Origin of the sequence: Pseudoalteromonas sp. T1lg21 (assembly GCF_002964625.1) — a bacterium.
GTDB lineage: Bacteria > Pseudomonadota > Gammaproteobacteria > Enterobacterales > Alteromonadaceae > Pseudoalteromonas > Pseudoalteromonas gelatinilytica.
This window is the reverse complement of sequence record NZ_PQBX01000061.1, coordinates 548,227-573,356: the sequence shown is the minus strand read 5'-3', so window position 1 is coordinate 573,356 and position 25,130 is coordinate 548,227. Positions and strand designations below refer to the sequence as shown.

The 25,130-nt window shown below is 40.4% G+C and carries 30 protein-coding genes; 8 read left to right on the top strand and 22 right to left on the bottom strand.

Annotation, left to right across the window (positions count from 1 at the left end; all coding sequences use genetic code 11):
* Positions 1-97: 97 nt before the first annotated feature.
* The 4 genes from C2M25_RS19335 to C2M25_RS19320 form a co-directional block, all read right to left on the bottom strand.
* Positions 98-583, bottom strand: a complete 486-nt coding sequence (locus tag C2M25_RS19335) for a GNAT family N-acetyltransferase (RefSeq protein ID WP_062565571.1) — start codon at positions 581-583, stop codon at positions 98-100.
* 127 nt (positions 584-710) lie between these two features.
* Entirely contained in the window at positions 711-3,821 is a 3,111-nt protein-coding gene (locus C2M25_RS19330; protein ID WP_105181908.1) for an efflux RND transporter permease subunit, read from the bottom strand.
* Between the two features lie 9 nt (positions 3,822-3,830).
* A complete protein-coding gene (locus tag C2M25_RS19325) occupies positions 3,831-4,958 on the bottom strand; it encodes an efflux RND transporter periplasmic adaptor subunit (protein WP_105181907.1) in 1,128 nt (375 codons plus the stop codon).
* A gap of 56 nt (positions 4,959-5,014) precedes the next feature.
* Positions 5,015-5,392, bottom strand: coding sequence for a hypothetical protein (locus tag C2M25_RS19320; protein WP_105173455.1), 378 nt, complete (start codon positions 5,390-5,392; stop codon positions 5,015-5,017).
* 171 nt (positions 5,393-5,563) lie between these two features.
* On the opposite strand from C2M25_RS19320, the gene C2M25_RS19315 reads away from it, so the two are divergent.
* The 6 genes from C2M25_RS19315 to bfr (C2M25_RS19290) all read left to right on the top strand — a co-directional run bounded on the left by C2M25_RS19315 (position 5,564) and on the right by bfr (C2M25_RS19290) (position 11,439).
* Positions 5,564-6,424 (top strand): cation diffusion facilitator family transporter, encoded by an 861-nt coding sequence (locus tag C2M25_RS19315; RefSeq protein ID WP_105181906.1) that lies wholly within the window; start codon positions 5,564-5,566, stop codon positions 6,422-6,424.
* Positions 6,425-6,488: 64 nt separating this feature from the next.
* Positions 6,489-7,559 (top strand): PepSY-associated TM helix domain-containing protein, encoded by a 1,071-nt coding sequence (locus C2M25_RS19310; RefSeq protein ID WP_105173793.1) that lies wholly within the window; start codon positions 6,489-6,491, stop codon positions 7,557-7,559.
* Positions 7,560-7,587: 28 nt separating this feature from the next.
* The gene (locus tag C2M25_RS19305; RefSeq protein WP_062565931.1) at positions 7,588-7,923 is read left to right on the top strand and encodes a DUF3703 domain-containing protein; all 336 of its coding nucleotides are present in this window, start codon (positions 7,588-7,590) and stop codon (positions 7,921-7,923) included.
* Positions 7,924-8,144: 221 nt separating this feature from the next.
* On the top strand, positions 8,145-10,280 hold the full coding sequence (locus tag C2M25_RS19300; RefSeq protein WP_105181905.1) for a TonB-dependent receptor: 2,136 nt from the start codon (positions 8,145-8,147) through the stop codon (positions 10,278-10,280).
* Between the two features lie 209 nt (positions 10,281-10,489).
* A complete protein-coding gene (gene bfr / locus C2M25_RS19295; protein WP_063530309.1) occupies positions 10,490-10,963 on the top strand; it encodes a bacterioferritin in 474 nt (157 codons plus the stop codon).
* An 11-nt stretch (positions 10,964-10,974) separates the two neighbouring features.
* A complete protein-coding gene (gene bfr / locus C2M25_RS19290; RefSeq protein WP_105173457.1) occupies positions 10,975-11,439 on the top strand; it encodes a bacterioferritin in 465 nt (154 codons plus the stop codon).
* A gap of 57 nt (positions 11,440-11,496) precedes the next feature.
* Here the strand turns inward: bfr (C2M25_RS19290) and C2M25_RS19285 are convergent, their stop codons facing one another.
* Positions 11,497-11,970: a mechanosensitive ion channel family protein gene (locus C2M25_RS19285; protein ID WP_063707328.1), complete on the bottom strand. Its 474-nt coding sequence runs from the start codon at positions 11,968-11,970 to the stop codon at positions 11,497-11,499.
* A 58-nt stretch (positions 11,971-12,028) separates the two neighbouring features.
* Positions 12,029-12,484: a hypothetical protein gene (locus C2M25_RS19280; RefSeq protein ID WP_062565578.1), complete on the bottom strand. Its 456-nt coding sequence runs from the start codon at positions 12,482-12,484 to the stop codon at positions 12,029-12,031.
* A gap of 184 nt (positions 12,485-12,668) precedes the next feature.
* Here C2M25_RS19280 and C2M25_RS19275 point away from each other — a divergent pair, with 184 nt between their 5' ends.
* Complete coding sequence (locus C2M25_RS19275; protein WP_063707330.1) at positions 12,669-13,100, top strand: hypothetical protein; 432 nt, start codon at positions 12,669-12,671, stop codon at positions 13,098-13,100.
* 299 nt (positions 13,101-13,399) lie between these two features.
* Here the strand turns inward: C2M25_RS19275 and C2M25_RS19270 are convergent, their stop codons facing one another.
* The 7 genes from C2M25_RS19270 to hutH form a co-directional block, all read right to left on the bottom strand.
* Entirely contained in the window at positions 13,400-13,957 is a 558-nt protein-coding gene (locus C2M25_RS19270) for a YbhB/YbcL family Raf kinase inhibitor-like protein (RefSeq protein WP_063707332.1), read from the bottom strand.
* 75 nt (positions 13,958-14,032) lie between these two features.
* The gene (locus C2M25_RS19265) at positions 14,033-14,845 is read right to left on the bottom strand and encodes a helix-turn-helix transcriptional regulator (RefSeq protein WP_063707334.1); all 813 of its coding nucleotides are present in this window, start codon (positions 14,843-14,845) and stop codon (positions 14,033-14,035) included.
* Positions 14,846-15,135: 290 nt separating this feature from the next.
* Positions 15,136-15,498: a hypothetical protein gene (locus tag C2M25_RS19260; RefSeq protein WP_062568001.1), complete on the bottom strand. Its 363-nt coding sequence runs from the start codon at positions 15,496-15,498 to the stop codon at positions 15,136-15,138.
* Between the two features lie 26 nt (positions 15,499-15,524).
* Positions 15,525-15,917 (bottom strand): hypothetical protein, encoded by a 393-nt coding sequence (locus tag C2M25_RS19255; protein ID WP_105181904.1) that lies wholly within the window; start codon positions 15,915-15,917, stop codon positions 15,525-15,527.
* A gap of 569 nt (positions 15,918-16,486) precedes the next feature.
* Positions 16,487-16,897: a GFA family protein gene (locus tag C2M25_RS19250; protein WP_062568003.1), complete on the bottom strand. Its 411-nt coding sequence runs from the start codon at positions 16,895-16,897 to the stop codon at positions 16,487-16,489.
* Between the two features lie 121 nt (positions 16,898-17,018).
* On the bottom strand, positions 17,019-19,019 hold the full coding sequence (locus C2M25_RS19245; protein WP_054563828.1) for a urocanate hydratase: 2,001 nt from the start codon (positions 19,017-19,019) through the stop codon (positions 17,019-17,021).
* A gap of 11 nt (positions 19,020-19,030) precedes the next feature.
* Positions 19,031-20,524, bottom strand: a complete 1,494-nt coding sequence (gene hutH, locus C2M25_RS19240) for a histidine ammonia-lyase (protein ID WP_105181903.1) — start codon at positions 20,522-20,524, stop codon at positions 19,031-19,033.
* A 120-nt stretch (positions 20,525-20,644) separates the two neighbouring features.
* Between hutH and C2M25_RS19235 the strand changes: the two genes are divergently transcribed.
* On the top strand, positions 20,645-21,541 hold the full coding sequence (locus C2M25_RS19235; protein WP_105173462.1) for a LysR family transcriptional regulator: 897 nt from the start codon (positions 20,645-20,647) through the stop codon (positions 21,539-21,541).
* Here C2M25_RS19235 and C2M25_RS19230 read toward each other — a convergent pair.
* The 9 genes from C2M25_RS19230 to C2M25_RS19190 all read right to left on the bottom strand — a co-directional run bounded on the left by C2M25_RS19230 (position 21,519) and on the right by C2M25_RS19190 (position 25,067).
* Positions 21,519-22,019, bottom strand: a complete 501-nt coding sequence (locus C2M25_RS19230; protein ID WP_105173463.1) for a hypothetical protein — start codon at positions 22,017-22,019, stop codon at positions 21,519-21,521. The two genes, C2M25_RS19235 and C2M25_RS19230, sit on opposite strands and share 23 nt — an antisense overlap.
* Positions 22,012-22,401 (bottom strand): DoxX-like family protein, encoded by a 390-nt coding sequence (locus tag C2M25_RS19225; RefSeq protein WP_105173464.1) that lies wholly within the window; start codon positions 22,399-22,401, stop codon positions 22,012-22,014. Before C2M25_RS19225 ends, C2M25_RS19230 begins: the two co-directional genes overlap by 8 nt.
* A gap of 49 nt (positions 22,402-22,450) precedes the next feature.
* Positions 22,451-22,867 carry a DUF805 domain-containing protein gene (locus C2M25_RS19220; RefSeq protein WP_199775193.1) on the bottom strand — a complete coding sequence of 139 codons (417 nt, stop codon included), beginning with the start codon at positions 22,865-22,867 and terminating at the stop codon, positions 22,451-22,453.
* Between the two features lie 154 nt (positions 22,868-23,021).
* Entirely contained in the window at positions 23,022-23,264 is a 243-nt protein-coding gene (locus tag C2M25_RS19215) for a hypothetical protein (RefSeq protein ID WP_105181902.1), read from the bottom strand.
* 101 nt (positions 23,265-23,365) lie between these two features.
* On the bottom strand, positions 23,366-23,893 hold the full coding sequence (locus tag C2M25_RS19210) for a DUF4240 domain-containing protein (RefSeq protein WP_062565591.1): 528 nt from the start codon (positions 23,891-23,893) through the stop codon (positions 23,366-23,368).
* On the bottom strand, positions 23,890-24,084 hold the full coding sequence (locus tag C2M25_RS19205; RefSeq protein ID WP_036971837.1) for a YwbE family protein: 195 nt from the start codon (positions 24,082-24,084) through the stop codon (positions 23,890-23,892). Before C2M25_RS19205 ends, C2M25_RS19210 begins: the two co-directional genes overlap by 4 nt.
* A gap of 59 nt (positions 24,085-24,143) precedes the next feature.
* The gene (locus C2M25_RS19200; RefSeq protein ID WP_105181901.1) at positions 24,144-24,593 is read right to left on the bottom strand and encodes a hypothetical protein; all 450 of its coding nucleotides are present in this window, start codon (positions 24,591-24,593) and stop codon (positions 24,144-24,146) included.
* Positions 24,594-24,595: 2 nt separating this feature from the next.
* Positions 24,596-24,868 (bottom strand): hypothetical protein, encoded by a 273-nt coding sequence (locus C2M25_RS19195; protein WP_063707353.1) that lies wholly within the window; start codon positions 24,866-24,868, stop codon positions 24,596-24,598.
* Complete coding sequence (locus C2M25_RS19190) at positions 24,861-25,067, bottom strand: hypothetical protein (protein WP_063707355.1); 207 nt, start codon at positions 25,065-25,067, stop codon at positions 24,861-24,863. The genes C2M25_RS19195 and C2M25_RS19190 overlap by 8 nt, the downstream gene beginning before the upstream one ends.
* Positions 25,068-25,130 lie beyond the last annotated feature (63 nt).

The window sequence follows — 25,130 nt, the reverse complement described above, 5'->3', positions numbered from 1 at the left end:
CATTCTATGTGTATTTAAACTACACACAGAAAAGATCAAATGCAAATGATTTTTATTTATATTGTTATTTGTTAATTTTTATTTATAGCAACATTACTTATTGATGCGCAAAGTCGATAAGCTCTTGGCCTGTTAGGCGGTAAATAATCCATTCGTTTTGCGGTTTAGCACCAATGCTGTCGTAAAAATCAATGGCTGGTTTATTCCAATCAAGTACCACCCACTCAAAACGACCACAGTCTTTTTCGAGTGCTTGTTTAGCGAGATATTGCATAATTTGCTTACCAGCGCCTTTACCACGGCTGTCAGCACTGACGTAAAGATCTTCTAAATACAAACCATTTTTACCAAGCCAGGTTGAGTAATTATAAAAATACACAGCAAAGCCAATTGGTGTGTCGCCGTCTAAACAAATAACACTATGCGCCGTTGCGCCTTCACTGAATAACGTTTTTAAAATAGCTTGCTCGTCTGTTTTAACTGCGTCGGGTTCTTTTTCGTAAATAGCAAGTTCGGTAATAAAATGTAGGATTGTTGCAGCATCACTTGCGACTGCCGGACGAATTGTAATTGCGTTACTCACTCTGTATTCCTTTTTTACATCATTATTGTAACGCCCAGTTTATAAGGGCTTTAGCATGGTGTAAACGCCCTTTACAGAAATACACGGCATTAAAAAAGGGGCTACTAAAAGTTAGCCCCATTATGCTTTATTTACTCATCGACTTATAAAGTACCGGAAGTACAAATAAAGTTAAAAAGGTTGCACTGACCAAGCCGCCAACAATAACCGTTGCAAGGGGCTTTTGTATTTCGGCGCCTATTCCTGTGCTTAGGAGCATTGGAATTAGTCCAAGCATTGAGGTAAGCGCGGTCATCAGTACGGGTCTTAGCCGTGAAACAGCGCCTTCAAATACTGCTTTATCTTTGCTATCTCCTGCACTAATCCTTTGATTAATACTTTCGACCATCACCACACCATTCAATACAGCAACACCAAAAAGTGTGATAAACCCTACTGAACTGGGTACAGATAAGTATTGCCCAGAGACATATAATGCAATCACCCCACCAATTACAGCCAAGGGAACATTGACAAGAATAAGCACCACTTGCGATAGGTTACTAAAAGCAAAATAAAGCAATAACGCAATCAGTAACAAGGCCACTGGCACTACTATCATTAGCCGCTTTTGTGCCCGTTGTTGGTTTTCGAACTGACCGCCAATCGCCACACTGTAACCACTAGGTAACTGCATTTTATCGGCAATGGTAGCGCGTATATCGGCAACTACAGATCCCATATCTCGCCCCTGCACATTCGCTTGAATAACCACCCGCCTTTGAACATCATCGCGACGAACTTGCGGAGCGCCAGACTCAATTTGTACATCGGCTACATCCCCCACCCTTACAATGGCACCCGTGGGGGTTTGCAGTCGAAGATCAGCAATCACATTTGGGTTTTGGCGAAAGCTTTTTACTATACGCACATAAATATCATAGCGCTCATTGGCATTAATGATTTGCCCTGCGGATTGCCCGCCAATACCGTGCTGAACTACATCCATTAAATCAGCCACCGATAAGCCAAAACGCGACAATGCCAAACGGTTAGGTTTAACTATCAGCTGCGCTTCGCCGCCTATTTGCTCCATAGCGACATCTTTAGCGCCAGGTATTTGCTGAACTAGCTGCTCAATTTGTTGGCCTTTTTCAGTTAAAACGCCTAGGTCACTACCAAATAATTTTATGGCCAATTGCGCTTTAACACCTGATAAAAGCTCATCTACTCGGGTTGCTATAGGCTGTGAAAAGTTAAACAAAAGCCCTGGGAACTGCTCAAGCTTGGCTTCCATTAGTTGCTGTAATTCGACACGCGTTTTCGCGTTTACCCATTGCTCATGAGGTTTTAAGCCTAAATAGATTTCAATGTTGTTAACTGGTTCTGGATCTCCCCCTACTTCAGCCCGACCGATTCGGCTCAGCGCATATTCCACCTCACTAAATTCAAGCAACATGGCTTCAAGCTTTGGTGCAACTAAGATTGCCGTATCGAGACTTGCAGATGGAGCTAGTGTCACACGTAGGTTAATAGTGCCTTCTTCAAGCTCTGGCACAAATTCAGTACCCAACCTTGGAAGGATAACAGCCGCTACAATCAGTAATAACCCTGCTATAGCTAAAACGCTACGTTTAGCCTGCAATGCTTTTTGTAAAGCCCGTTGATAAAGGATATCGATCGGTTTTAACAGAATACTTTGCTTTACTGTCACGCCCTTGGCAAATAAGTACACGCACAGAGCTGGCACCACAACCAAGGCAACGATCACAGCGCTAATAATCGCAAGCATAATACTTACAGCCATTGGCTGAAATAACTTGGCCTCAACGCCTTCAAAGCTAAACAGCGGTAAAAATACCGTTAGTATGATCAAAGAGGCAAAAAAGATGGGCCGTGCGACTTCTTTTGCAGCAATAGCAACCAGCTGCGAAGAAGGCTTATGTTGGTTATGCTTAAGCCCTAAGTGCCTAAATACATTCTCAACCATCACAACAGAGCCATCTACCAGCATACCGATTGCAACAGCAATCCCACCTAACGACATTAAGTTTGCCGACAAGCCAAGCCATGCCATTACACTCAATGCTAAGCCAATCGAGATAGGGATTGACAGTAACACCAAAAATGTTGCTCTTAAATCCAACAAAAATAGCGCTAATACAATGATAATAAACACAAAAGCTAAAAGCAGTGCATCAATAACCGTTTGTACCGCTTGGCTAATAAGCTCTGCTTGGTCGTAAATGGCTTTAAATTCAACCCCCTTTGGCAGTGCTTGATTTATCATCTCGACACGCGCGTTAATGCCATCAATAGTTTGCTTGGTATTAGCGCCCATTCTTTTCAGCACGATACCAGTCACCACTTCACCACGATTGACTATTTCGCCTTGTTCATTGCGTTTAGATAAGGTGACAGCGCCTTGGCGAATTTCACTTCCAAGCTCAACATTCGCAACATCAGCCACTTTAACGACTGTACCATCAATGGTTTTGATAGGTGTTTGTGCTATCTCAGCAAGCCCTTTTTCGCCTGGGGTAAACCAACCTGTACCACGAATAACAAGCTGCTCTTGACCACGGTTCATATACCAGCCACCCACATTACTGTTGTTAGCATCTAGTGCGTTACTAACATCTTGCTGTGTTAAGTCATAAGCAAGTAACTTATTGGGGTTTATGTTCACTTGATACTGCTTAACCTCACCGCCAAATGACAGAATATCGGTCACACCATCAATGGGTAATATAAGTAATTTAACCACCCAATCATTTAAGCTACGCAGTGCCATGCTATCAATGTTGGCATCTGGCTTTGCTTCAAGTAGATATTGGTAGACTTGTCCAAGTCCTGATGTATTAGGGCCCATGGTTGGCATACCCACACCATCTGGGATCAGCTCTTTAGCAGACTGCAAACGTTCAAAAACCAGTTGCCTAGCAAAGTAAATATCAACACCTTCTTTAAACACCACAGTGACGCCCGATAACCCCGTTTTAGAAATAGAACGCACCTGCTCTACATCGGGCAGCGCATACATAACTGCTTCTATCGGGTATGTGATCAGTTGCTCTACTTCTTCAGCCGCAAGCCCTGGTGCTTCGGTATTCACCGCAACTTGCACATTCGTCACATCAGGAAAAGCATCTAAATTAAGTTTTGGGATCATAAATGCACTCACTGCAATCGCTGCAAGTAAGGCCAATACCACGAGTAGACGGTTCTTTATCACCGCCTCAATTAATAAATTAAACATGCGTCACCTCTAGTGGTTATGCGGATCAAATCCGCCTTTAGCTAGCTGTGATGCAATAAAAAAAGCACCTTGGGTGACAACTTCAAGCCCGGCTTTAATACCTAATACTTCACGATAATCACCAAAACTTCTGCCAAGGGTTACTTCTTGGGCAGCAAAGCCACCATCGTCATCAACGACAAATAACTGCCAGTCACCATCTGCACTACGTGTTAACGCGTTTTCAGGTACGGCAAGTACCTCTTGGTCTGTTTCAAAATGAAAATACACATCCGCAAACATGCCTGGGTGCAAACTATGCTGGGTGTTTTTTACCTCGAGCCTAACGGTTCGTGAGCGTGTTTGTTTATCAATGGTATGTGCTTCTTGAATAACCCTTGCTTGATAACGATTGCCGTTAACTTCCAACAGCGCCGTAGAGCCATTACTGATAGTACGGTCTTGATTAGCTGAAAGCTGAGCAGCAACCCAAAGCGCAGATTCATCGGCTATTAGCATCAGCTCAATCCCCGAATCAACTCGCTGACCTTGGGCAAAGTTATCGGTTAAAACAGCCCCCGATGTTTGTGCAAACAAGGTGTATTCACCGAGTTTTTCTGGGCTTATGGTGAGTGTTTGTGCAATAGCTTGTTTTGATAAACCAAAGGCAACTAATCGGCTATAGGCGACTTCATACTCGGCTTTGGCAGTTAAGATTTGTTTTTCGCTGACTGTGCCCGCGGTCATTTTAGTAACACGTTGCCACTCGGCTTCTGCTAATCTAAATTCAGTTTGCTGGCTGGCTACTTCGCCACTAAATAAAGTGACTAAAGAGTCTCCTTTATTTACATGCTGCCCTAATAAGGCATGGCGTTTTACAACGATAGAATCAACACGAGGTGACACCACATAACTGACGTAGCCATTGGCTTTAATTTCCCCCGGTGCATACAAGGTTTGCTTGTGTTTTTTCAACACAAGGCGCTCAACCTTGATATTAGCTAGTTGCTGTTGCTGCTCAGTTAAACTGACTTCATTAGCATGCTCAGCTTGCTCATTTTCTTGATGATTATGCGCTTGTTCTGTCGCATAAATATTTGTCACAGTCATATAGCATACGCACAGCAATGCGTAACGCATAAAATTTCTTAAATACATAGAGTGTCTCTTACTTAAAATGGGCTAAGCCCAAAAAATCTAAAAAGGGTTTTTGATTAAGTAAGAGCTAAAATAGGTGGGCGATGTAGCGGTGCTAAGTCAGCCGATTTGAAGTTGAAATCAAGTGATTCGATTTTAGTGAAATAGATACCAGTAGGTTCAGACAATTGCAGCGAATCGACAAACGCAGGGCTGTGACAAACATGACAATGGCCTTTTTCGGCTGAGTCAGACAACTGTTTGCTAAGCTCGGCATGCTCTGATTGATGTAACTGGTGATCGCCATTGGCAGTGCAATGGGCTTCAAGGTCAATTTCTTCTGATAACAGTACCGAGGTGTGATTAAACGCAGCATTATGATCGGCCACATCAAAGCTATCCAGCAGTGGCTGGAGCAATAATACGCTAATCAAAATAAAAAATGCAGCTTTCACATTGAGCCTAAAAATTAGAACTAAAAATTGGTACAACGGCGCTAAACTAACAAATCTACCGGCATTTGAACAGTAAATTATAATCTGTACACGAACAATGCATTACAAACATTTCAATACCACGGCACGCATGGTATAAAAATAAAGCAAATCAATAACTCGGTATTTTCTATGGGACACGGACACCACCATCATCACGATACAAATAACCAAAGCACCCGCCAACTCATGCTGGCAGTTGCAATCAATGTGTTATTAACTGTCGCTCAGGTGATTGGCGGCCTTGTTTCTGGCAGTTTATCGTTAATTGCTGATGCACTGCATAATTTAAGTGATGCCTCGTCGTTATTCATTGCCCTAATCGCCCGAAAAATTGGTGCTAAACCTGCTAATGATCGTTATCAATACGGCTATAAACGCGCTGAAATTTTAGCAACCCTATTTAACAGCTTAAGTTTAATTGTGATTGGTGGTTACTTAATTGTTGAAGCTATCTCCAACTATTTAAACCCTGAGCCCATTGATGGTTGGATCATCATTTGGGTCGCTGGACTTGCGCTCATTATTGACCTTGTCACCGCCCTTTTAACTTACAAAGCAGGTGCTAAAGACAGCATGAATATTCGTGCTGCGTTTATACATAATGTGTCTGATGCATTAGCTTCAGTGGTGGTGATCATAGCTGGTACCTTAATTATTCTTTATCAATGGTATATTGTTGATTTAATTGCCACTATGCTGATTTCTGTGTATGTCATTTACCATGGTATTTTGCTGCTATTAGCGAGCAGTAAAATTTTAATGCAGGCAGCCCCTGATAATTTTGCTTTAACAGCAGCTACTACGGAGCTGAAAACCCAATTTGCCATCACTAATATTGATTACCTCAAAACGTGGCAAATAGACGATCATCACGTTCATTGCGAGCTCAAGTTTAGTGCCAAGCAAAACATCAATAACGATGAAATACGTCACTTCTTACATGATAACTTTGCAATTGAAAGCTGCACTATTGAACAAGTTTTAGTGTAAATGTTACGCGTTATCATTTACTATTCAGTTTTGTTTTAACAGCAAACTGAAGGAACAAACCTTGTTGAAGTTGTGGTTACGTCGTACGCATTTATTGCTTGCCTTAGTAAGCGGTTTATTTTTGATTTGTTTAAGTTTGACCGGTGCGTTGCTTATTTACGCAAAAGACATTCAATACCTTACTCAAAGCGATAAATGGACGGTAAAACCAGCGGCTTCAGCTCTTGATTTTGATGACCTCATAAAACACGTTTCAGCTTCAACTAAACAACCAGTTACCCTGTTAATGCCTGATCAGCGCAGTGATCTTGCTTGGCAATTACAGTTGGCAAACAACCGCTATGTCAGTGTAAATCCTTACAACGGCCAAGTGTTACATGAGTACGATTACTACAGTACGATTTATGGCTTTACCATGGCTTTGCACCGCTGGCTGCTATATGAAGATGGCGATAAAAACCGCCCATTAAGAAACTGGGTTTCGGTGTGTGCGCTCATTCTTATTATTGAAATTCTGCTCGGTTTTTATATTTGGGTTAAACCAAAAAATCGCATGAAGCGCTTGGCTATTAAGCGTAAAGCAAAATTTAGAGTGCTGATGTATCAGCTACATACCGTTCTGGGTGTGTATTTTTTAATTCCACTCATTTTAATTGCTTACACAGGTATGGCGTTTCATTGGAAAGAACAAACCAAAGCCGTATTAGAATTTGTGATGCAAGGCACTGTTGAAGAGAGACCTAAACCGCCAGCCGTTATTCCCCCTTTAGCGGACACGCCTTTACAAGTGCAAAAAGCGTTTGATAACGCACAAACTGTATTTCCGGAGGGTAAGTTATTTAGAATTTATTTACCGAAAAAACCAACTGATAACATAGGCTTTAGAATAGAAAACCCGGGTGAAAGCCATGCCTATAGTTGGGTATGGGCAAACCCATATTCAGCAGATATTGTTGCAAGCTATGATGCCAGCCAAAGCTCATGGACCACGCAAACATGGAACTTTAAATATAAGTTTCATATTGGTGATTTTGCAGGCCCTATCGTGCAATTACTGTGGTTACTATTGGCTTTGTCACCGTTATTTTTCACAATTTCAGGTATTTACTTTTGGTACAAACGGCATTACAAATAAACAACCATTACTGAAAATGACATTCGCCATGAATAGTGAGCTTAAACATGCCTTTAACACCGAAATGATATTGGCTAAAACGAGTTATGAGAAAGCAGATTACACAACCGCTTTTTATCACTTAGAGCGAGCTCATATTCTGGGTCAAAGCTATATCATTGCGCATACTTACTCGCATTGGTGGATGTGTAAAATTGGTTTTAAAACCCATAATGCCAAGGAAATAATTGGTCAGTTTGCTCGCATGGCTGCGTCAATTGTGTTTTCGCGTATATGGGTCCCACTCGGTAACACCGGCGGCACTAATGTTAGCCCTTTCAAACCAATGCCTATACCTGATGACTTGAAACGTTTTTTAAGCTAAAGCAGCTTTAATCTGCAGTTACTTGGTAGCTATTAAACACGACAATCCCCTATTTATCATGACTCTCCATTTAAGCCCTTTGGCTTAAGCAAGCAAATACAAATGACTAAAACCTGCCAACTTATTATTGCAAATAATTATCATTAGCCTTGCCTTTACACTTCTTTACATTTAGACTGCCGCACAATCACATAATAAATACTGATTTAACAAGGACAAGCATGTTAAAAACTTCACTGACTCTGGTCGCTCTTGCACTAAGCAGCCAATCATTTGCTGATGAAGCCATCAATAAAAAACTTACCGCAGAAGAAATGGAACACGTTGTTGTATCAGGCAGCCGTGTATTTGAAAGCATTGATGAAGTACCCGCTTCCGTCACGATTATTAGCCAACAGCAAATTGAAGAGCATTTAAAAGTTAATCCAGAACTACAAAGCTTATTGGCGCAAATGGTACCAGGCCTTGCACCAGATACAGGTAGTTCGAGTAATACAGGTCAGAGTTTACGCGGCCGTGCACCACTTGTGATGATTGATGGGGTGCCACAATCTACACCTCTCAGAAACGGCTCGTTAGGAGTTAAAACACTCGACCCAAGTGCCATTACGCGTATCGAAGTAATTAAAGGTGCTACCTCTGTTTATGGTAATGGCGCATCGGGCGGTATTATTAACTACATCACAAAACAAGCAACAAGTGATGGTCAGCCAGAAGGTGAGATCAGCCTATCGTCACGCTTTAGTGCAGTTAAGTTAGAAGAAAGCGCTGGTGCGCGAGTCTCCGCGGCAATTAATGGTCGTGCTGATAAAATTAGCTATTTATTCACCGCAAGTTACGAAGAAAATGGCGTTCAACGTGACGCTGAAGGCGATATTCTTGGCTTACAGTACGGTTTATCTGATGCAGTAACCGAAAACTACTTCACCAAACTTGGTTATGATTTTGACGATGAGAAGCAACTGCAATTTAGCTATAACTACTTTAGCTCTCAACAAAAAACCGATTTAGGGGATGTTGTAGGGGATCTTAATGATGGCGAAAAAACCTATGCCATACATGTACCTAAAGAGCTGCAAAAGCAAGGTAAACCACAAGGCCCAGACGGTAACGAAAACATTACCTTAAAATACACAGACTACGCCCTGTTTACTAATACCCAAATGACACTCGACCTTTACATGCAAGACATCGAGAATGTGTTTTTCTTTTCTACAAACTTAGCTAACCCAGACGAAGGCTACGAAGGCGGCCAATCAATTATTCGCTCTGAAAAGAAAGGTGCACGCGCTACCTTCAATACCCTTGTAGATTTTGACAATGTTGAAGCTACCTTCATTTATGGCCTGGATGCACTGAATGATGTGACGTCTCAGCCACTTGTAGATGGCCGTGTTTGGGTACCAGAAATGGATATGGAAAGTCTTGCTGGCTTTTTACAAACAAAATGGGTTATCAATAATGATTTAGTTATTAAAGCGGGTGTGCGCCAAGAGAGCATTGATTTAACCGTTGATGACTACGAAACCTTAAAGCTTTGCCGCTCTGAAACACAGTGCTCAGTACCGCTAAGTGTAAAAGGTGATACCATAGATTACGATGCAACCACTTATAACGTGGGTGTGAAATACAATTTACTTGAGGTCTTCAGCCCGTTTGCCAATTATTCACAAGGGTCTGATATCTCAGATATTGGCCGCCTATTACGTGCTGCAACGGTAAACGATATTGGTTTAATTCAAACAGAAGCATCAATCATCGATAATTATGAAATTGGTTTTACCTCACAGTTTGATGACTTACGTTTTGAATTTGCAGCTTACCGTAGTACATCAGAATTTGGCACCACGAATAGCTTTAATGAAGTAACCGGTGTGTATGAGCCGGTACGTGCACCGCAAGAGATTTGGGGTTACGAAACACTGGTTGATTATAAAATTAACCCAACTCTAAAACTGGTTGCAACTTACAGCTATGTTGAAGGTAAAAACACCGAAGACGACATTTACTTAGGCTCGCGCCAAATTAGCCCACCTAAAGGCACTGCTAACTTAAACTGGCAACCTAATGATGAATTATCACTGACGGTAAGTTATTTATATGTGGGTTCTCGCAAACGCTTTGAACCAAATGCAGACGGTGACTATGTTGGCGACCAAGGGCCAATTAGCAGTTACAACCTATTTAACCTAAGCGGTCGTTATAACTTTAGTAAAAACTGGCAAGCGTTTATGGGGGTAGAAAACCTATTCAATAATGATTACTACCCTGCCCGTGCCCAGTCATACACCTATGGTGGCTATAACATTAAAGGCTTAGGTACCACTGTTACACTTGGTGCAACTTATAGCTTCTAAATTACTTTAATGAAGAACAACAAGCCCTTCTTAGTAAGGGCTTTTTTCATTTAAGAATAGAAACGATAGATTGTTCATTTATCAACCATTAACGCAAACTTAAACGAGAATCACACTCAATAGTAAACAACTGATTTACAAAGGAAAAAGTTTGCAATCTTGTTTTTATATACTACAATTACCGCAACTTGGAATTCGAGGACAGCATTATGAAAGGTAACCAAAAAGTCATCGATAGTTTTAACAAACTACTCGCAAACGAATTAGCCGCTATAGATCAATACTTTATTCATTCTCGTATGTATGATGATTGGGGCCTAAATAAGCTGTATGAGCGTCTTAACCACGAAATGGAAGAAGAAAAAGATCACGCTGATTGGTTGATCAAACGTATTCTATTTTTAGAAGGCGTACCAAACATGACTAAACGTCGTGATCTATTAATTGGCTCAGACGTTAAAAGCATGATGCAAAATGATTTAACACTTGAGCTAGAAGTTGTTGACTGTGTTAAAGAAGCAATTGCTATCTGTGAAGAAGAAAAAGACTATCAGTCACGCGAAGTGCTTGAAAAGCTATTATTTGATACAGAAGAAGATCATGTTTACTGGTTAGAACAACAGCTTGGTCTAATCGACAAAATTGGTAGCCAAAACTACCATCAATCTCAAATGGGCGAATAGAGGCTAATTGTATGAAAGGCGATAAAAGCGTCATTGCTGCACTTAATAAAGTATTAGCGAATGAATTAGTAGGTATTAACCAATACTTTTTACACGCTCGTATGTTTAAAGATTTTGGCTTTTCAAAATTAGATAAAGCTGATTACAAAGTATCTATTCAAAAAATGAAAAACGCCGACCGTTTAATTGAACGTATTTTGTTTTTAGAAGGTTTACCAAACTTACAAGATTTAGGTCGCCTACGTATTGGTGAAAACTCTGAAGAAATGATCGGAGCGAATATGAGCTTTGAACTGGATTCATTACCTGATCTTAAAGCGGCAATTAAACTTGCTGAAGAGAAAAAAGATTACATCAGCCGTGAAGCGCTTGATCACATCTTAGATGAGCAAGAAGAACAGATTGATTGGCTTGAAACACAGCAGCAGTTAATCAAAACCGCAGGACTTGAGAATTACCTGCAATCTCAAATGTAATTTGCTAAAACTTAAAAAAGCAGCCTAGGCTGCTTTTTTTATAGCTAAAATTTGTGCTTAATCGTCTTCGCGATCAATGATTGACACTTTATTACTTAAAATTAAAGAGTTAGGAATTAAATGCACCGCTCCCTCGCCTTTAATTGTGATATAGCGCAGATTAAGGTCGATAACAATGCCCTTTGAATTACTCACTTCAATGTAATTACCAAGCTTAATGGGCCTATAAAGCACAATCATCACACCTGCTACTAGGTTTGAAATAGCATCCTTCAACGCAAAACCCAATGCAAAGCCTGTTAGGCCTAAGCCGGCAACTAACGCGGCTACGTCAAAACCCAGTTTCGATAACGCCAGCACAATACCTATGAATAATAAAATAGCGCGCTGCGAGTTAGAAATAAGCCGAAAAGTTTCAAGAGCGGTTGAATCAAAGCGACGTTGAAACTGTTTAATAGCGCGGTCAATAATAAGGCTTGCTATGTAAAAAGCAGCAAGCACTAAAAATGCTTGAATAAGTTGGCTAGTCATAAGATTTTCAATTAAAAATAAAGCCCATCATAGGCTTAAAATTGTATGAGGAAAACTATTATTGCTTTTCAAACACACAAGAAACATCAGGTTTACTCAGTGTATAAGTGATATTGCCATTGTCTTTAAAACGCAGATCTTCTGTTGTTGAACCGTTATCGTCTTCGTTTTCACAGCGAAAATATCGCTTGGTTCTAACAATGCCATTTACGAAGTATTTTAACTTCGAACTGACAACGCAAAAGTGTGGTATCTTTTTTACCTGCGTGCCGTTATGTAAGTCACTAAAATCGATTAACGTCCCTAAGCTAAAGCCTTGCGTTGATTCTTTTATCAATGAAAAAGATGCGTTTTGGCAAACCGCATCACTGCCTTCTTTTGTTTTGTAATCACCTTGTTTGTCTTTTATCAGTGCCAAAAACTGCGTTTTATTGCTCGGCTTTACATCCAGCAGAGCGCTGGCAATTGACGAAGTCGAAAGTAAAAAAGCCACTAAACAAAAGTAATATCTCATTGAAAATCCATAAACTTATAGACACTTTACTAGCATAGCATGCTGATTAAGGTTGGTGAATTTATAACGTATTAGTTAATACGATTAAAAAATGCTTTTGGTTCTATTTTATGAACTTTGCATAGGCAACCAATCTGTTTATATGCTATAAATTTAAATGATGATAACTTTTGGAGGGAATCAAATGAAAATAGTCAAACTCATCGCTTTAACAACATTTTTAGCCTTAACCAGCGTACAAAGCCTAGCAAGTGATGACGACTGGAAAACGATTGCTGAGAAAAAAGTCAGCTACAAAAGCGAAACCGATACCGTTAACCCAATCACCAGCAGCAACTACAGCCATATTAAAATCAAATGCACTCATGGCACGGTGAATCTTAAAAAAATTAAAGTCGTTATGAACAACGGTGAAGAAAAAGTATTTGATAACCTTGGTGTTTTAACCAAAGGAATGTCATCACGTAGCTTAAGTTTGCCAGACAAGAACGACGCCAAACTCGATAAAATCAAACTGGAATATGAATCGGTAGGCAGCACAGCCCTTAGTATGGCAGGTGTAACTGAAAAAGCCGAAGTTGAAATTCTCGCGAAAAAAGCAAAGAAAGAAGATTAAAGTTGCGAGTCATTGATTTTTGAGCCTATATAGTTTCACAAGTAGCGGCGTCTTTCCGCCGCGACTATTTAAAAACAAACGCGCGAAACAAGTTTCACGCCTACGCTATAAAACATTAGGCACTAGGATTTAGGCTCTAGGACGCGATGTAAAATCGCTGCTACTTGTGCGGTGTTAAAACGCTCCTACAAACTTGTAACTCGCTAACTTTGCTCTCGTATCTCGCTAACTTTACTCTCGTATCTCGCAAACTTTACTCTCGTACCTCGCAAACTTTACTCTTGCAGCTCGCTACTCTCTCAACGCTTATAAAGCGCTTCAATAGTTGCTGAATCAAGTGAATAGGCATTAATCATATAGCCTGCCAACGCACCTGATGCGTTTTCCGGTAATTCAAGTTTTTGTGATAACGCATGTAGTGTAAATTGATATCGGTGAGCGCCATGGCCTACTGGAGGGCAAGCGCCGCCAAAGCCTTTGAAACCATAATCATTTGTGATCTGCACACTGCCTTTTGGCATTGCGTTCTTCTCTGCACTGCCTGCACCGCTTGCTAAACTTGATACCGACTTAGGGATATTCACAACTTGCCAATGCCACCAGCCACTCCCTGTAGGCGCATCTGGATCATAAACGGTCAATGCGAATGCTTCAGTTCCTTTAGGTGCATTTTGCCAAGCAAGTTGTGGAGAAAGGTTATCGCCATTACAACCAAACCCTTTAAACTCTTGCGCACTCCCCATAAAGTCACCATGGGCAATGTCTTTGCTTGTTAGAGTAAATGTCTCAGCGAATGTGGTGCCAGATAAACATAGCAGAAATAACGGTGTAGCAATTTTCAATGTTGATGATTTCATAATATTCTCCGATTAATAAGAATAATCATAATACCTAGCAAAGACAGATCAAATTAGTACCAAAACTGTCAATTATTAGCCTGCTTCGCTCATTATTGTTTTACGAAGGGCTGTTGGAGTCGTATTAAACAAAAGTTTAAACTTATCGGTGAATCTAGATTGCGACGAAAAACCACATTGCTGGGCAATAGTGCCAATAGATTGTGAGCTACTTTGAATCAAATGTAGTCCATGGCTTAAACGTGCGTTATCTTTAATTAACTGAAAACTACTGTCTTCTGCGGTTAACTTTCTTCTGAGTGTCGATTCGCTCATCGCTAACGTCGTTGCAATACTGCTTGCATCCCAATCACGCGTTAAATCACCAGCGATAATAGTATGTACTTTGTGGGTCAGTGTTGGTGGCTCAATAATAGAACCTAAGTCTTTGAATCCCTGAGAAAATAGCACTTGCAGCAGCTCTTGTCTTCTAATTGGCCATAATTGTGGTGGTGTTACTGCAGCCCATTCAATAAATTGTTTTAAAGTCATTTTAAACAGTGGATCGACTTGCCCTGTAATAAACTTTTTCTTTGCCCCGGCTTGATATTTCAAACACTCAAAGTCGGTGTAATCAAATTCAATCAATAGCGCAATATAGCCAAAGTTTTGTGGAATATTGCGCATTGCAACCTGAGGTGTATTTGCCATTAAGACAAAATTACCTGCATCACAATTAACTTCTTCTGTATCTATTAGCGTTTTGCTGCCAGATAACACAACGACAAGTAATGGGTTTGCGATAGGCACATTTACAATATGTTGTTCATCATTAGCGCAGTAAATCGAAAACGGTAAAGACGGATGTTGCTTTACTGTGCTTAAACCTATCTCTATTAATTCATTCATAATTTACAGTGTTTTTTATTGCTCTGGACGGAACGGCATCATCCGTGAATTTTAGTTATTCGGCGTTAAAACGCTACCGGCTAACTTTACACTTTAATCGGGCTAAAGCACGACCTACAAACGCGTGAAAAAACATTAGGCACTAGGGTTTAGGCTCTAGGGCACGATGTAAAATCGCTGCTACTTGTTCGGCGTTGAAACGCCTCCTACAAACTTGTATCTCGCTAACTTTACTCTCGTATCTCGCTAACTTTACTCTTGTAACTCGTATCTCGCTAACTTTAACCCAATCAAACAAGCATATTGTTTAACATCATTCCTGGCATTAAAAATACCATTGCAAAAGAGAATGAGCCGGTGAGTGCAACTGCAATACAGCAGAATACCGTTTGCATTAAAAAGACGTTGGGTTTACCAGAGGCACTTTTTTGAAATGACACATAGGCAAGTAACAGTTTTTCTCTAATTTTTTGAAGGTAAGAACGCACTACTCTGATAATAGGCAAGCTGTACATTGCTAAAAAAGCAAATACAACTTCTATTCCACCAAAATGAAATAACAGTGCAATCTCAGGTGAGAACCAACCGACAATAGCTATCAAGCACCAAAATGCAGCTTTTTGATATTTATTTAGTTCGTGCCATTTGATCATCGTCTTCCTTGTATTTCCAATTATATTTAAATTAAGTGAGCAGCTGATTTATCTAGTTTAGTTATATACGCTTTGAGCTCTGCAAGCTTGAGTTTTTCGCCTTGGTGAGCATTCATCGCTTTTGCAAAGTAGCTATTGGCTTGCAGCTGATCACCTGCATGCTCATGAATGAGTCCAATGCGAAGATAAGTAAAAGCAAGATTGTTAAGGCCTACCTCTGTTTGCAGCGTTTTAGCGCTATCAAGCTCAAGAATTCTTGCAAGTGCATTTAACGCATAAAGCGCACTATCGCTCGAACCTTTGATGTACTGAGAATGAGCAAGTTCTAGCTCTTTTTTAAGAAATTCGCTTGTAATTTCATTTGCGTTAGTAGGTACTGCTAACGAGACAAAAACAGCTAAGGTTAAAACTTTAAACATATAAAACCTCCTTTTAAAATGTGTTTTACAGATTAATCAAACTCGACCAACTGGTCAAACTTTACTCTCGTATCTCACTAACTTCTCTTTTGACGCGCGAAACAAGTTTCACGCCTACGATTGAAAGCATAAGGTGCTAGGATTTAGGCTCTGGGACGCGATGTAAAATCGCTGCTACTTGTTCGGCGTTGAAACGCCTCCTAGAAACTTTACTCTCGTAACTCGCAAACTATACTCTCTTATCTCGCTAAACACTCTTTTAACGCGCTAAAGCACGACCTACATAATATCGCGCGAAACAAGTTTCACGCCTACGAAAGAAAACATTAGGCGCTAGGATTTAGGCTCTGAGACGCGATGTAAAATCGCTGCTACTTGTTCGGCGTTAAAACGCCTCCTACAAACTTGTAACTCGCTAACTTTACTCTCGTACCTCACTAACTTTACTCTCGTATCTCGCTAACTTTCCTCTCGTATCTCGCAAACTTTACCCTTGTAACTCGCTAACTTTACCCTTGTAACTCGCTAACTTTACCTCGTAACTCGCTAACTTTACTCTTTAATCGAGCTTAATCACGACCAAAACCTATCAGCTTTTTGCCATTTAATCCTTTTTTATGCCATTCGGTTTGTTCTTCGCAAAATATTTGCGCGTCTAATTCTTTACTTGGCTCTTCATTTAAACTGCCTGCAGGTACAAGTAGGTATTTACTGTCTTGTGATTCAAATGGCAACGCAGAGCCACAGGTTTTACAAAACGCCCTAGATAATGCACGACCAGGGTAATTAAATCGCGTAATGTGATTTTGGCCTTTAACCCATTCGATAGCATCAGGTGAGGTAAACAAGTTTGCAGCGTGAGCAGTGCCAGTTAGTTTGCGGCATTGTTCGCAATGACAGAAGAAAAAACGCCTAAAGTTATCAGCGACTTTATAACTCACTTCGCCGCAGCAGCATCCACCAGTAAGTGTTTTAGTCATATCTATCTCCTTATTCGCTAAGCTAAAAATTGATACACTAAACGATGCGCTATTTAATAATTTTTGGCAATAAAAAAGGCCATGTTGCACTTACAACATGGCCTTTTTGCATTGACACAACTTAGAAATCTAAGTTTGATAAAACTTCATCATCAACGTTATTAGACAAGGTCACTTTAAGTTTAGGGGTACGAGCCATTTCACGTTTAATAGCAAAATTAGCTTCTTCGTTACGCGCCCAACTACGACGAGCAATACCGTTGTTTACATCAAATAATAGCATAGATTTCAAACGACGCTCGGCAGCTTCACTACCGTCTAGTAGCATACCAAAACCACCGTTGATCACTTCACCCCAGCCAACACCGCCACCATTGTGAATAGATACCCAAGTAGCACCACGGAAACCATCACCAATTACATTGTGAATCGCCATGTCTGCGGTGAAGCGGCTACCATCATAAATGTTTGATGTTTCACGGAAAGGTGAATCCGTACCACTCACATCATGGTGGTCACGCCCAAGTACAACCGGACCAATTTCACCACGATTAATGGCATCATTAAAGGCTTTAGCAATTTCAGCGCGGCCTTGTGCGTCTGCATAAAGAATACGAGCCTGCGAACCAACAACAAGTTTGTTCTGCTTCGCATCTTTGATCCATGTGATGTTGTCTTGCATTTGCTGTTGGATCTCTTCTGGCGAGTCCGCCATGATTTTATTTAAAACGTCTGCAGCAATCGCATCTGTTTTATCAAGATCTTCTGGTTTACCTGATGTACATACCCAGCGGAACGGGCCAAAACCGTAGTCAAAACACATTGGGCCAAGAATATCTTGTACGTACGATGGGTATTTAAAATCAATACCATTTTCAGCCATTACATCGCCACCAGCGCGTGATGCCTCTAGCAAGAACGCATTACCGTAATCAAAGAAGTAAGTTCCTTTTGCCGTGTGCTTGTTAACAGCATCGGCATGGCGCTTAAGCGTCGCTTGTACTTTTTCTTTAAATACTTCTGGCTCTTCACGAATTAAACGATTTGACTCTTCATAGCTGATATCAACCGGGTAGTAACCGCCTGACCATGGGTTATGAAGTGAAGTTTGGTCTGAACCTAAGTGAATGAAAATATCTTCAGCTAAGAAGCTTTCCCATACATCAACCACGTTACCGATAAAGGCAATTGAAACCACTTCTTCATTTTGCTGAGCCGTACGTACACGCTCAACAAGCTCTGGCATGTTATCAATTAGCTCATCAACCCAACCTTGTTGATGACGCTTAATAGCTGCTTTAGGGTTAACCTCGGCACATACGGTGATACAGTTAGCAATGTTACCCGCTTTAGGTTGCGCACCACTCATACCGCCTAAACCAGCAGTTAAGAAGATCTTACCTTTTGGTGATTCGCCTTTTTCCAGTACTTTACGGAATGCATTCATTACAGTAATGGTTGTACCGTGCACGATGCCTTGTGGGCCAATGTACATAAATGAACCCGCAGTCATTTGACCGTATTGAGTTACACCTAGTGCATTGAATTTTTCCCAGTCATCCGGCTTTGAATAGTTCGGGATCATCATACCGTTTGTCACAACCACGCGCGGTGCTTCTACTGATGATGGAAATAACCCCATAGGGTGACCCGAGTACATGTGTAGCGTTTGGTCTTCTTCCATTTCGCTTAGGTACTTCATGGTTAATAAGTACTGCGCCCAGTTTTGGAATACCGCACCGTTACCACCGTACGTGATTAGCTCTTCAGGGTGCTGTGCTACTGCTGGATCAAGGTTATTGTCGATCATTAACATGATTGCGGCAGCTTGTTCGCATTTAGCCGGGTAATCGCTGATTGAGCGCGCTTTAAGTTCATAGTTAGGCTTAAAGCGATACATGTAAATACGGCCAAATTGCTTAAGCTCAGCGGCAAATTCAGCAGCTAATTCTTTGTGCCACTCTTTAGGGAAATAACGCAATGCGTTACGAATCGCTAATTGCTTTTCGTCAGCTGATAAAATGTCTTTACGTTTTGGAGCACGGTTTGCATCACTTGGATACGGTTTTGGCTCTGGCAATACGCTTGGGATACCTTGCTTAATTTGTTCTTGAAAAGTCATTATTTGCTCCCTTAGTTAACTTTAAACGCTTGCGATTTAACGAGTGCAACCATGGCATCAATGTCTGGCTTAAGTAAGCGATCTTCTTCTAGTTTGGAAACTTTGCTGCGAATGAGCGCAAAGTTTTCTTCAATAATGTCTGAACACTTGTTAGGACGTCTAAATTCGATTGCTTGCGCTGCATACATCAGCTCAATAGCAAAGATTTTATCAAGGTTACCTAAAATCTGGTTTAACTTACGACCAGAAATACTACCCATAGATACGTGATCTTCTTGGCCCATTGATGTTGGTACGCTGTCTGCTGATGGCGGGAAACACAATGATTTATTTTCTGTTACCAGTGCCGCAGTCACATATTGCGGGATCATCATGCCAGAGTTTAAGCCACCCGATGTCGTTAATAAACGTGGTAAGCCGTGTAAGCCCTCAAGCAGTAAATAACAACGACGATCAGCAATGTTACCAAGCTCTGCCGCTGCGATTGATGCGTAATCTAATACCATAGCAAGTGGTTGACCGTGGAAACCACCACCCGAAATTGCTTCGTCTTCGCTGATCACAATTGGGTTATCTGTTACAGAATTCATTTCTGTTTCAGCAAGCTCTTTTAAATGGTAGTACGCGTTACGTGATGCACCATGAACTTGTGGAATACAACGTAATGAGTAAGGGTCTTGTACACGGTCACAATCAGTATGTGAAGCCATGTTTTCAGACCCTGCAAAAAAGCTACGCATGCGCGCTGCAACTTCAACATTACCTTTAAAAGCACGAATTGCGTGTAACTCTTCACGGAACGGCGATTCGCTACCCTGCATACCTTCAATGCTCATAGCACCTGCGATATCTGCAAGGTCTAATAAGTAACGCATTTTAGTAAGCGCAGTAATGGCATGCGATAAAATAAACTGAGTACCGTTAATTAACGCTAGGCCTTCTTTAGCATGTAATTCTAAAGGCGCTAAACCGTGCTCTTTTAATACCTCTGCTGCTGGTTTGATTGTGTCGTTTACCCAAAACTCACCTTCACCTAAAAGAGGTAAGAATAAGTGCGATAACGGTGCTAAGTCACCCGATGCGCCTACTGAGCCTTGCTCTGGTACTACAGGGATAATATCAAGTTCAATAAACTTAAGCATACGCTCAACAACGGTTAAACGAATACCTGAAAAACCTTGGCTTAATGCATGTACTTTGGTGATTAGCATCAGCTTTGAAATAGGTTTAGCGATTGGCTCACCCACACCAACAGCGTGTGTGATCAATAAGTTCTTTTGTAATAGGTTGGTTTCTTCTGGAGAAATTTGTGTATCACACAATGGGCCAAAGCCCGTATTGATACCATAAATGGCTTTATCTGAGGCAGCCATTTTGTCTACGTTTTGGCGGCTTTTATTTATTTTATCAATTGCTTCTTGGCAAAGCTCTGCCTCTAACGTACCGGCTGCAATAGCATTAACGCTGTCTAACGTTAATTGGTCAACACCATACTTAAATGTCATTTATAACTCCTAAAGAACAGGATTAAGTTTTATTTAGATGAAGTCTAGCTTGCTCTAGTTGTTTTACAAATGCATAATTATCGTTATTCATTCCAGATTTATCGAACTAAAAGAAGAGCTATGCAAGTTCATGACGTAGACCTGCGCTTATTGCGCGTTTTTGTAGCAATTGTTGAGTGTGGCGGGCTTTCAGCCGCAGAGTCACGTTTAAATATTGGCCGCTCAACGATCAGTGCGCATTTATCTGATTTAGAAGTAAGGCTTGGCATTAAATTATGTAAACGTGGCCGCAGTGGTTTTGAAATTACAGACGCTGGTGCCATCACTTATCAGGCATCGATTGAACTGCTTCAGCAATGCGAAGCCTTTGCTAATACCGTAGCAAGCTCTAAAAACGAGTTATCGGGGCGTTTAAGTATTGCCATGATAGATACCATGGTCAGCGACCCACGTTGTGCCATTCCACGCGTAATCGCAAAGTTAAAAGGCAAAGGTAAAAACATTCAGTTCGATATTAATGTGTGCGAGGCACGAGAGGTAGAAACCGCAGTAGCCAATGGCCGTTCATTAGTGGGAATTGGTGTTAGCCGCCATCATATTCGTGGGTTAGATTACACTGCCCTACACAATGAAACTAACTTTTTGTATTGCGCAGTCGGTCACCCATTATTTAAGTGTGAAGAAAAACAAATAAATGAGCTCATTAAAGAAGCCGAAGTCATTACCAGTAACTACATGCGCGATAAAGAAAGCCGAAACGACGGTTTAAACTATCAAAATAGTGCTGTGGCTTATCACGATGAAGGTATTGCACATTTAATTTTATCGGGTGAGTTTATTGGTTATTTACCCGACCACTACGCACAGTTCTGGGTTGATAAAGGTATTTTCAAAGCTATTCAACCGAGTAAATATCACTACGATATTCCTGTGGTATTGATCACCTCAAAAACAAATGCCAGCTCGCCTTTAGCAAACGCCATGATTGACGAAATTAAGCATTGTTACGCGGTTTAGTTTTAAACTTATTGATTAAACTAAAAACAATCAAAATCAGACCAAAAATACCAAGCAATATACGCGTAATATTGCTTTTAAATATTGCCTGTTCATAACTTTGGATCATCTTACCATTTAGTTGTAACTGATGAACTTTATACGCTTCGGCACTTTTATTATATGAAGCTAAAACATGAACGTGATCATTTAATTCAATTGGTAAGTTCGTTGGTCTTAGGTATGTAGTCGTCTTTTCCGTTCCTACAACTGTCATAAGTTTACATTTATTGTGTTGCCCACAATTTCTATGTGATTCATAAAAGCGCTTTACTACACCCTGCTCATCTAGTAGCTGTTCTTTTATAGGCAAATCCAAAAAATAGAATGCGGCAATTATTTGCAATAGGCCTATTAAAAATAAATAAGAAGATAAAAACTTTTTTTCTTCTTTTTTCGTGTATTGAGTGATTGGCGACTGATGCGGTGTATTAAGCATTGAGCTGCGGCTCTTTAGTTTCTTTAATTAGCACGAGACTAAACGCGATTATGGCAAAGTTTGTAGTCACAGGATTAAACGCTTCGATTAAAAGTGCAGGTTGTAAAACGGCAACAAACAGCATTAGTCCAACTAAAGCGACTATATTGAGAATATTGATTAAGATTGAACGGTAGAAGATAAAAAACAGCACGGCAAATATAATTTCACCTATGCCAGCTGCCCGAGTAATGAGCATTGAAATTTCAGCATTAAAACCAAAACTTGCCGTCATTTGTTGTTCTAAGGGGGCAATATGAATTAGTTTTGGCATCAGCCCATGATAAAGCCAACAAAAGCTGATAATAAATCGAGCGATGTGAATCGTACTTAAATGCTTCATTGGGTAAGTTTACTTTGTGTACTCTGATATTCAGAGCACACAGTATAGCTTATAAGCTAGTAGGTTTACCGAAACGGTTCTCAGCTTCATCACCCGCTAAAAAACCATTTTCAATTAACGCCCAGATACCACCAATAACGGGAACTAAGCCAATCAGTACCCACCAACCTGATTTATTACGGTCATGCCAGCGCTTTACTTGAACCGCAAGCGAAACCCACATAAGTGGGATATAAAAGATGAGTGTGATCACAGAAATTGCTGTTTCATTACCCGCTGTTAATAATGCGACTAAGAACATAAAAACAAATGAAGCTACGATAATACCTAAGAAAGAATACCAATAGGTTTTTCTAGGTATACGACCATTAAAAGAAAACAAAATTTCTTTCATCGTTAAAGTGGTAGTTTCTGTTGATGCCGAAGCGAGGTTTGCTTCTGGGGCTTGATATACGTTTTCTGACACTGTCATTTCCTTTGATATGTGTTGTAGCAAACCGAATTAATCTAGTCTGCTGATTTATGTTGTTAATAGTGCTGAATTAAGCATGAATAATATAACACAAAATGATTGGATTTGGGTACTAAGAAATTGCTGGTAAACTTTATGCTTATGAACGTTATAATTTAGAAAATGGGTCTGAAAGTAACTCTGCTTTAAAATAACTTATCGCATCTTCAACATCAGAGAATGTTTTTTGCTGAAATTTTACCCCTCGTTCGAAGTAAAAGACCTCAATATGACTCTTTGCGTCGTAAATACAATGCCCTTCAATTCTTGGTAAAGTATCAATCGCATAGGCCTCTCTATGAATGCCTTTTTTTATTAAATACTGTTTTAGCTCAATAAGCTCCTGACGCATGTTAGCATTCACTTTATTAATATTATTTAATAACTTAATGAGTTGTCATGGTAAAAGCAAGTAACCTAAAGACATAAAAAAGCACCCTTAGGTGCTTTTAATTAACTCGGTTGTTGCCAATATTTGGCGTATAAATTTGGGTAGGTTTGTTTTAAAAACTTGGCTTTATCTTTAAAGCGTTTACCTTTTGGTTGCTCAAGGCCTGATGGTACAAAGGGTAATTCATCATCATTACGCTCTTCGTAAAGCATACCGGCAATTAAATCGTATTCATCTAAATACGGGTAAGGCTGTTCGTTTAAATGATAAACTGGCGTACACTCAGCAATTGAATCTGGGTTTTCAAGTGCCTTTAAAAAAGCCTGTTCACCACGTGAAATAAGCCAACATAAAAACTCAGAAAAGCCATAATCATCGTTACAACCGGCCATTACATAAGCGGCACCAAATAAGTCCCAGGTATAGGCTTTGCGCATACGTAGGTTAAACTGCTTATCAAATTCCATCAGCTGCTGGTCAGATAAATCAGTCAGCTTTGCTTTTAATGCATTACAAACAGACTCAGGCTCGGCAGTTTTATCTTCGGCGGTTACGAGTTGCCAAAATTCACTTTCGCTTAAAACACTCATGATAAAATCTCTTTCACGCGCCCTACTTGACCATCATCAAGCTGAACTTTAATACCATGCGGGTGGTTTGGGGATTTAGTTAAAATACGTGACACCACACCTTGAGTTAACTGACCTGTTCGTTGATCTTGTTTTAATACAATGTTGACTTCGCAGCCAATTGAAATTTGTGAACGCGTAGGCACTGCCATTGCTATATCTCTTTCAATAATTTTTGCCGATTATAGCCATTTGCCGCTGGCTTACCAAATTAAACCTGTTTGATTGGGCTGTTTTTAAGCAGCGCCTTTGGCAATACCTCAATCAAACGTTCAGTGATGGCTTCAGCTTTACCTTTTATTTGAAAGTCATAGCCTTGCCCGTTGCCATCTAATATGACGGCTAAATAGTTATCAGCAACTTTCAATTGCGAAATACGACTTAATTCAAGTATCTCTTCTTTTTCGCATTGGTAGTACACCTGCTTAACAGTTAGGCTTGTGTCTGTTGCAGTGATTGTATTACTAAGCGCTGCTTTGGATACGAATTTTTCTGTTGAGTAATAAGCCTGCACCACACATGCAATTGCCAAGGTAAAGCAGGTATAAGGTGAAATAGGTAATGAATCAGATTGCAAGCCGTACACGCCTACACCACTAAACAACACAGCAAGAGCTCGATTTAACCTAACCATCTGTTTAGGGGTTAAATTAAAGTACATTATTATTCCTTTAAAAACGTAATTGCTTTTACATTGATAGCTAAATCTACAGCGCTCAATTCTTTGATAATTAAACTGGTAATTAACTGGGTTTGCTCAGCGGTTATCGGCAGCTCTTTGCAATAACAACTTACTTTTAGTGATTGTGGTAGCTTTTTTAGGTCAGCAGTATGCGTTAACCATGAAAATTCGTGTACGTGCTCTTTTGCTTGTTCGCAGGCTTGCGTTAAAGCCTCTCGAATAGCCTTATCTAGGCGCTTTTCAGTTTTAGTCATGTTCTGCTTGTTGTTTTTTAAATTCTTCGTAGCTATCTTGCTGGCGCTTTACACACTCATGGTACTCTTTATCTGCCATATGATTGCATTCACTTAAGCGCGCTGATTGAATTTCATGATAACGGGCATCTGAGCTACACGCTGATAAAACCACAGCAAGCGTTGCAATCACGGCCAATTTTAAAGCATTAAAAAACATTAAATTTCCTTTATGTAGTTATACATTGGTGCTGCGTTTTCCTGTATATTGCGGGGGTTTAAA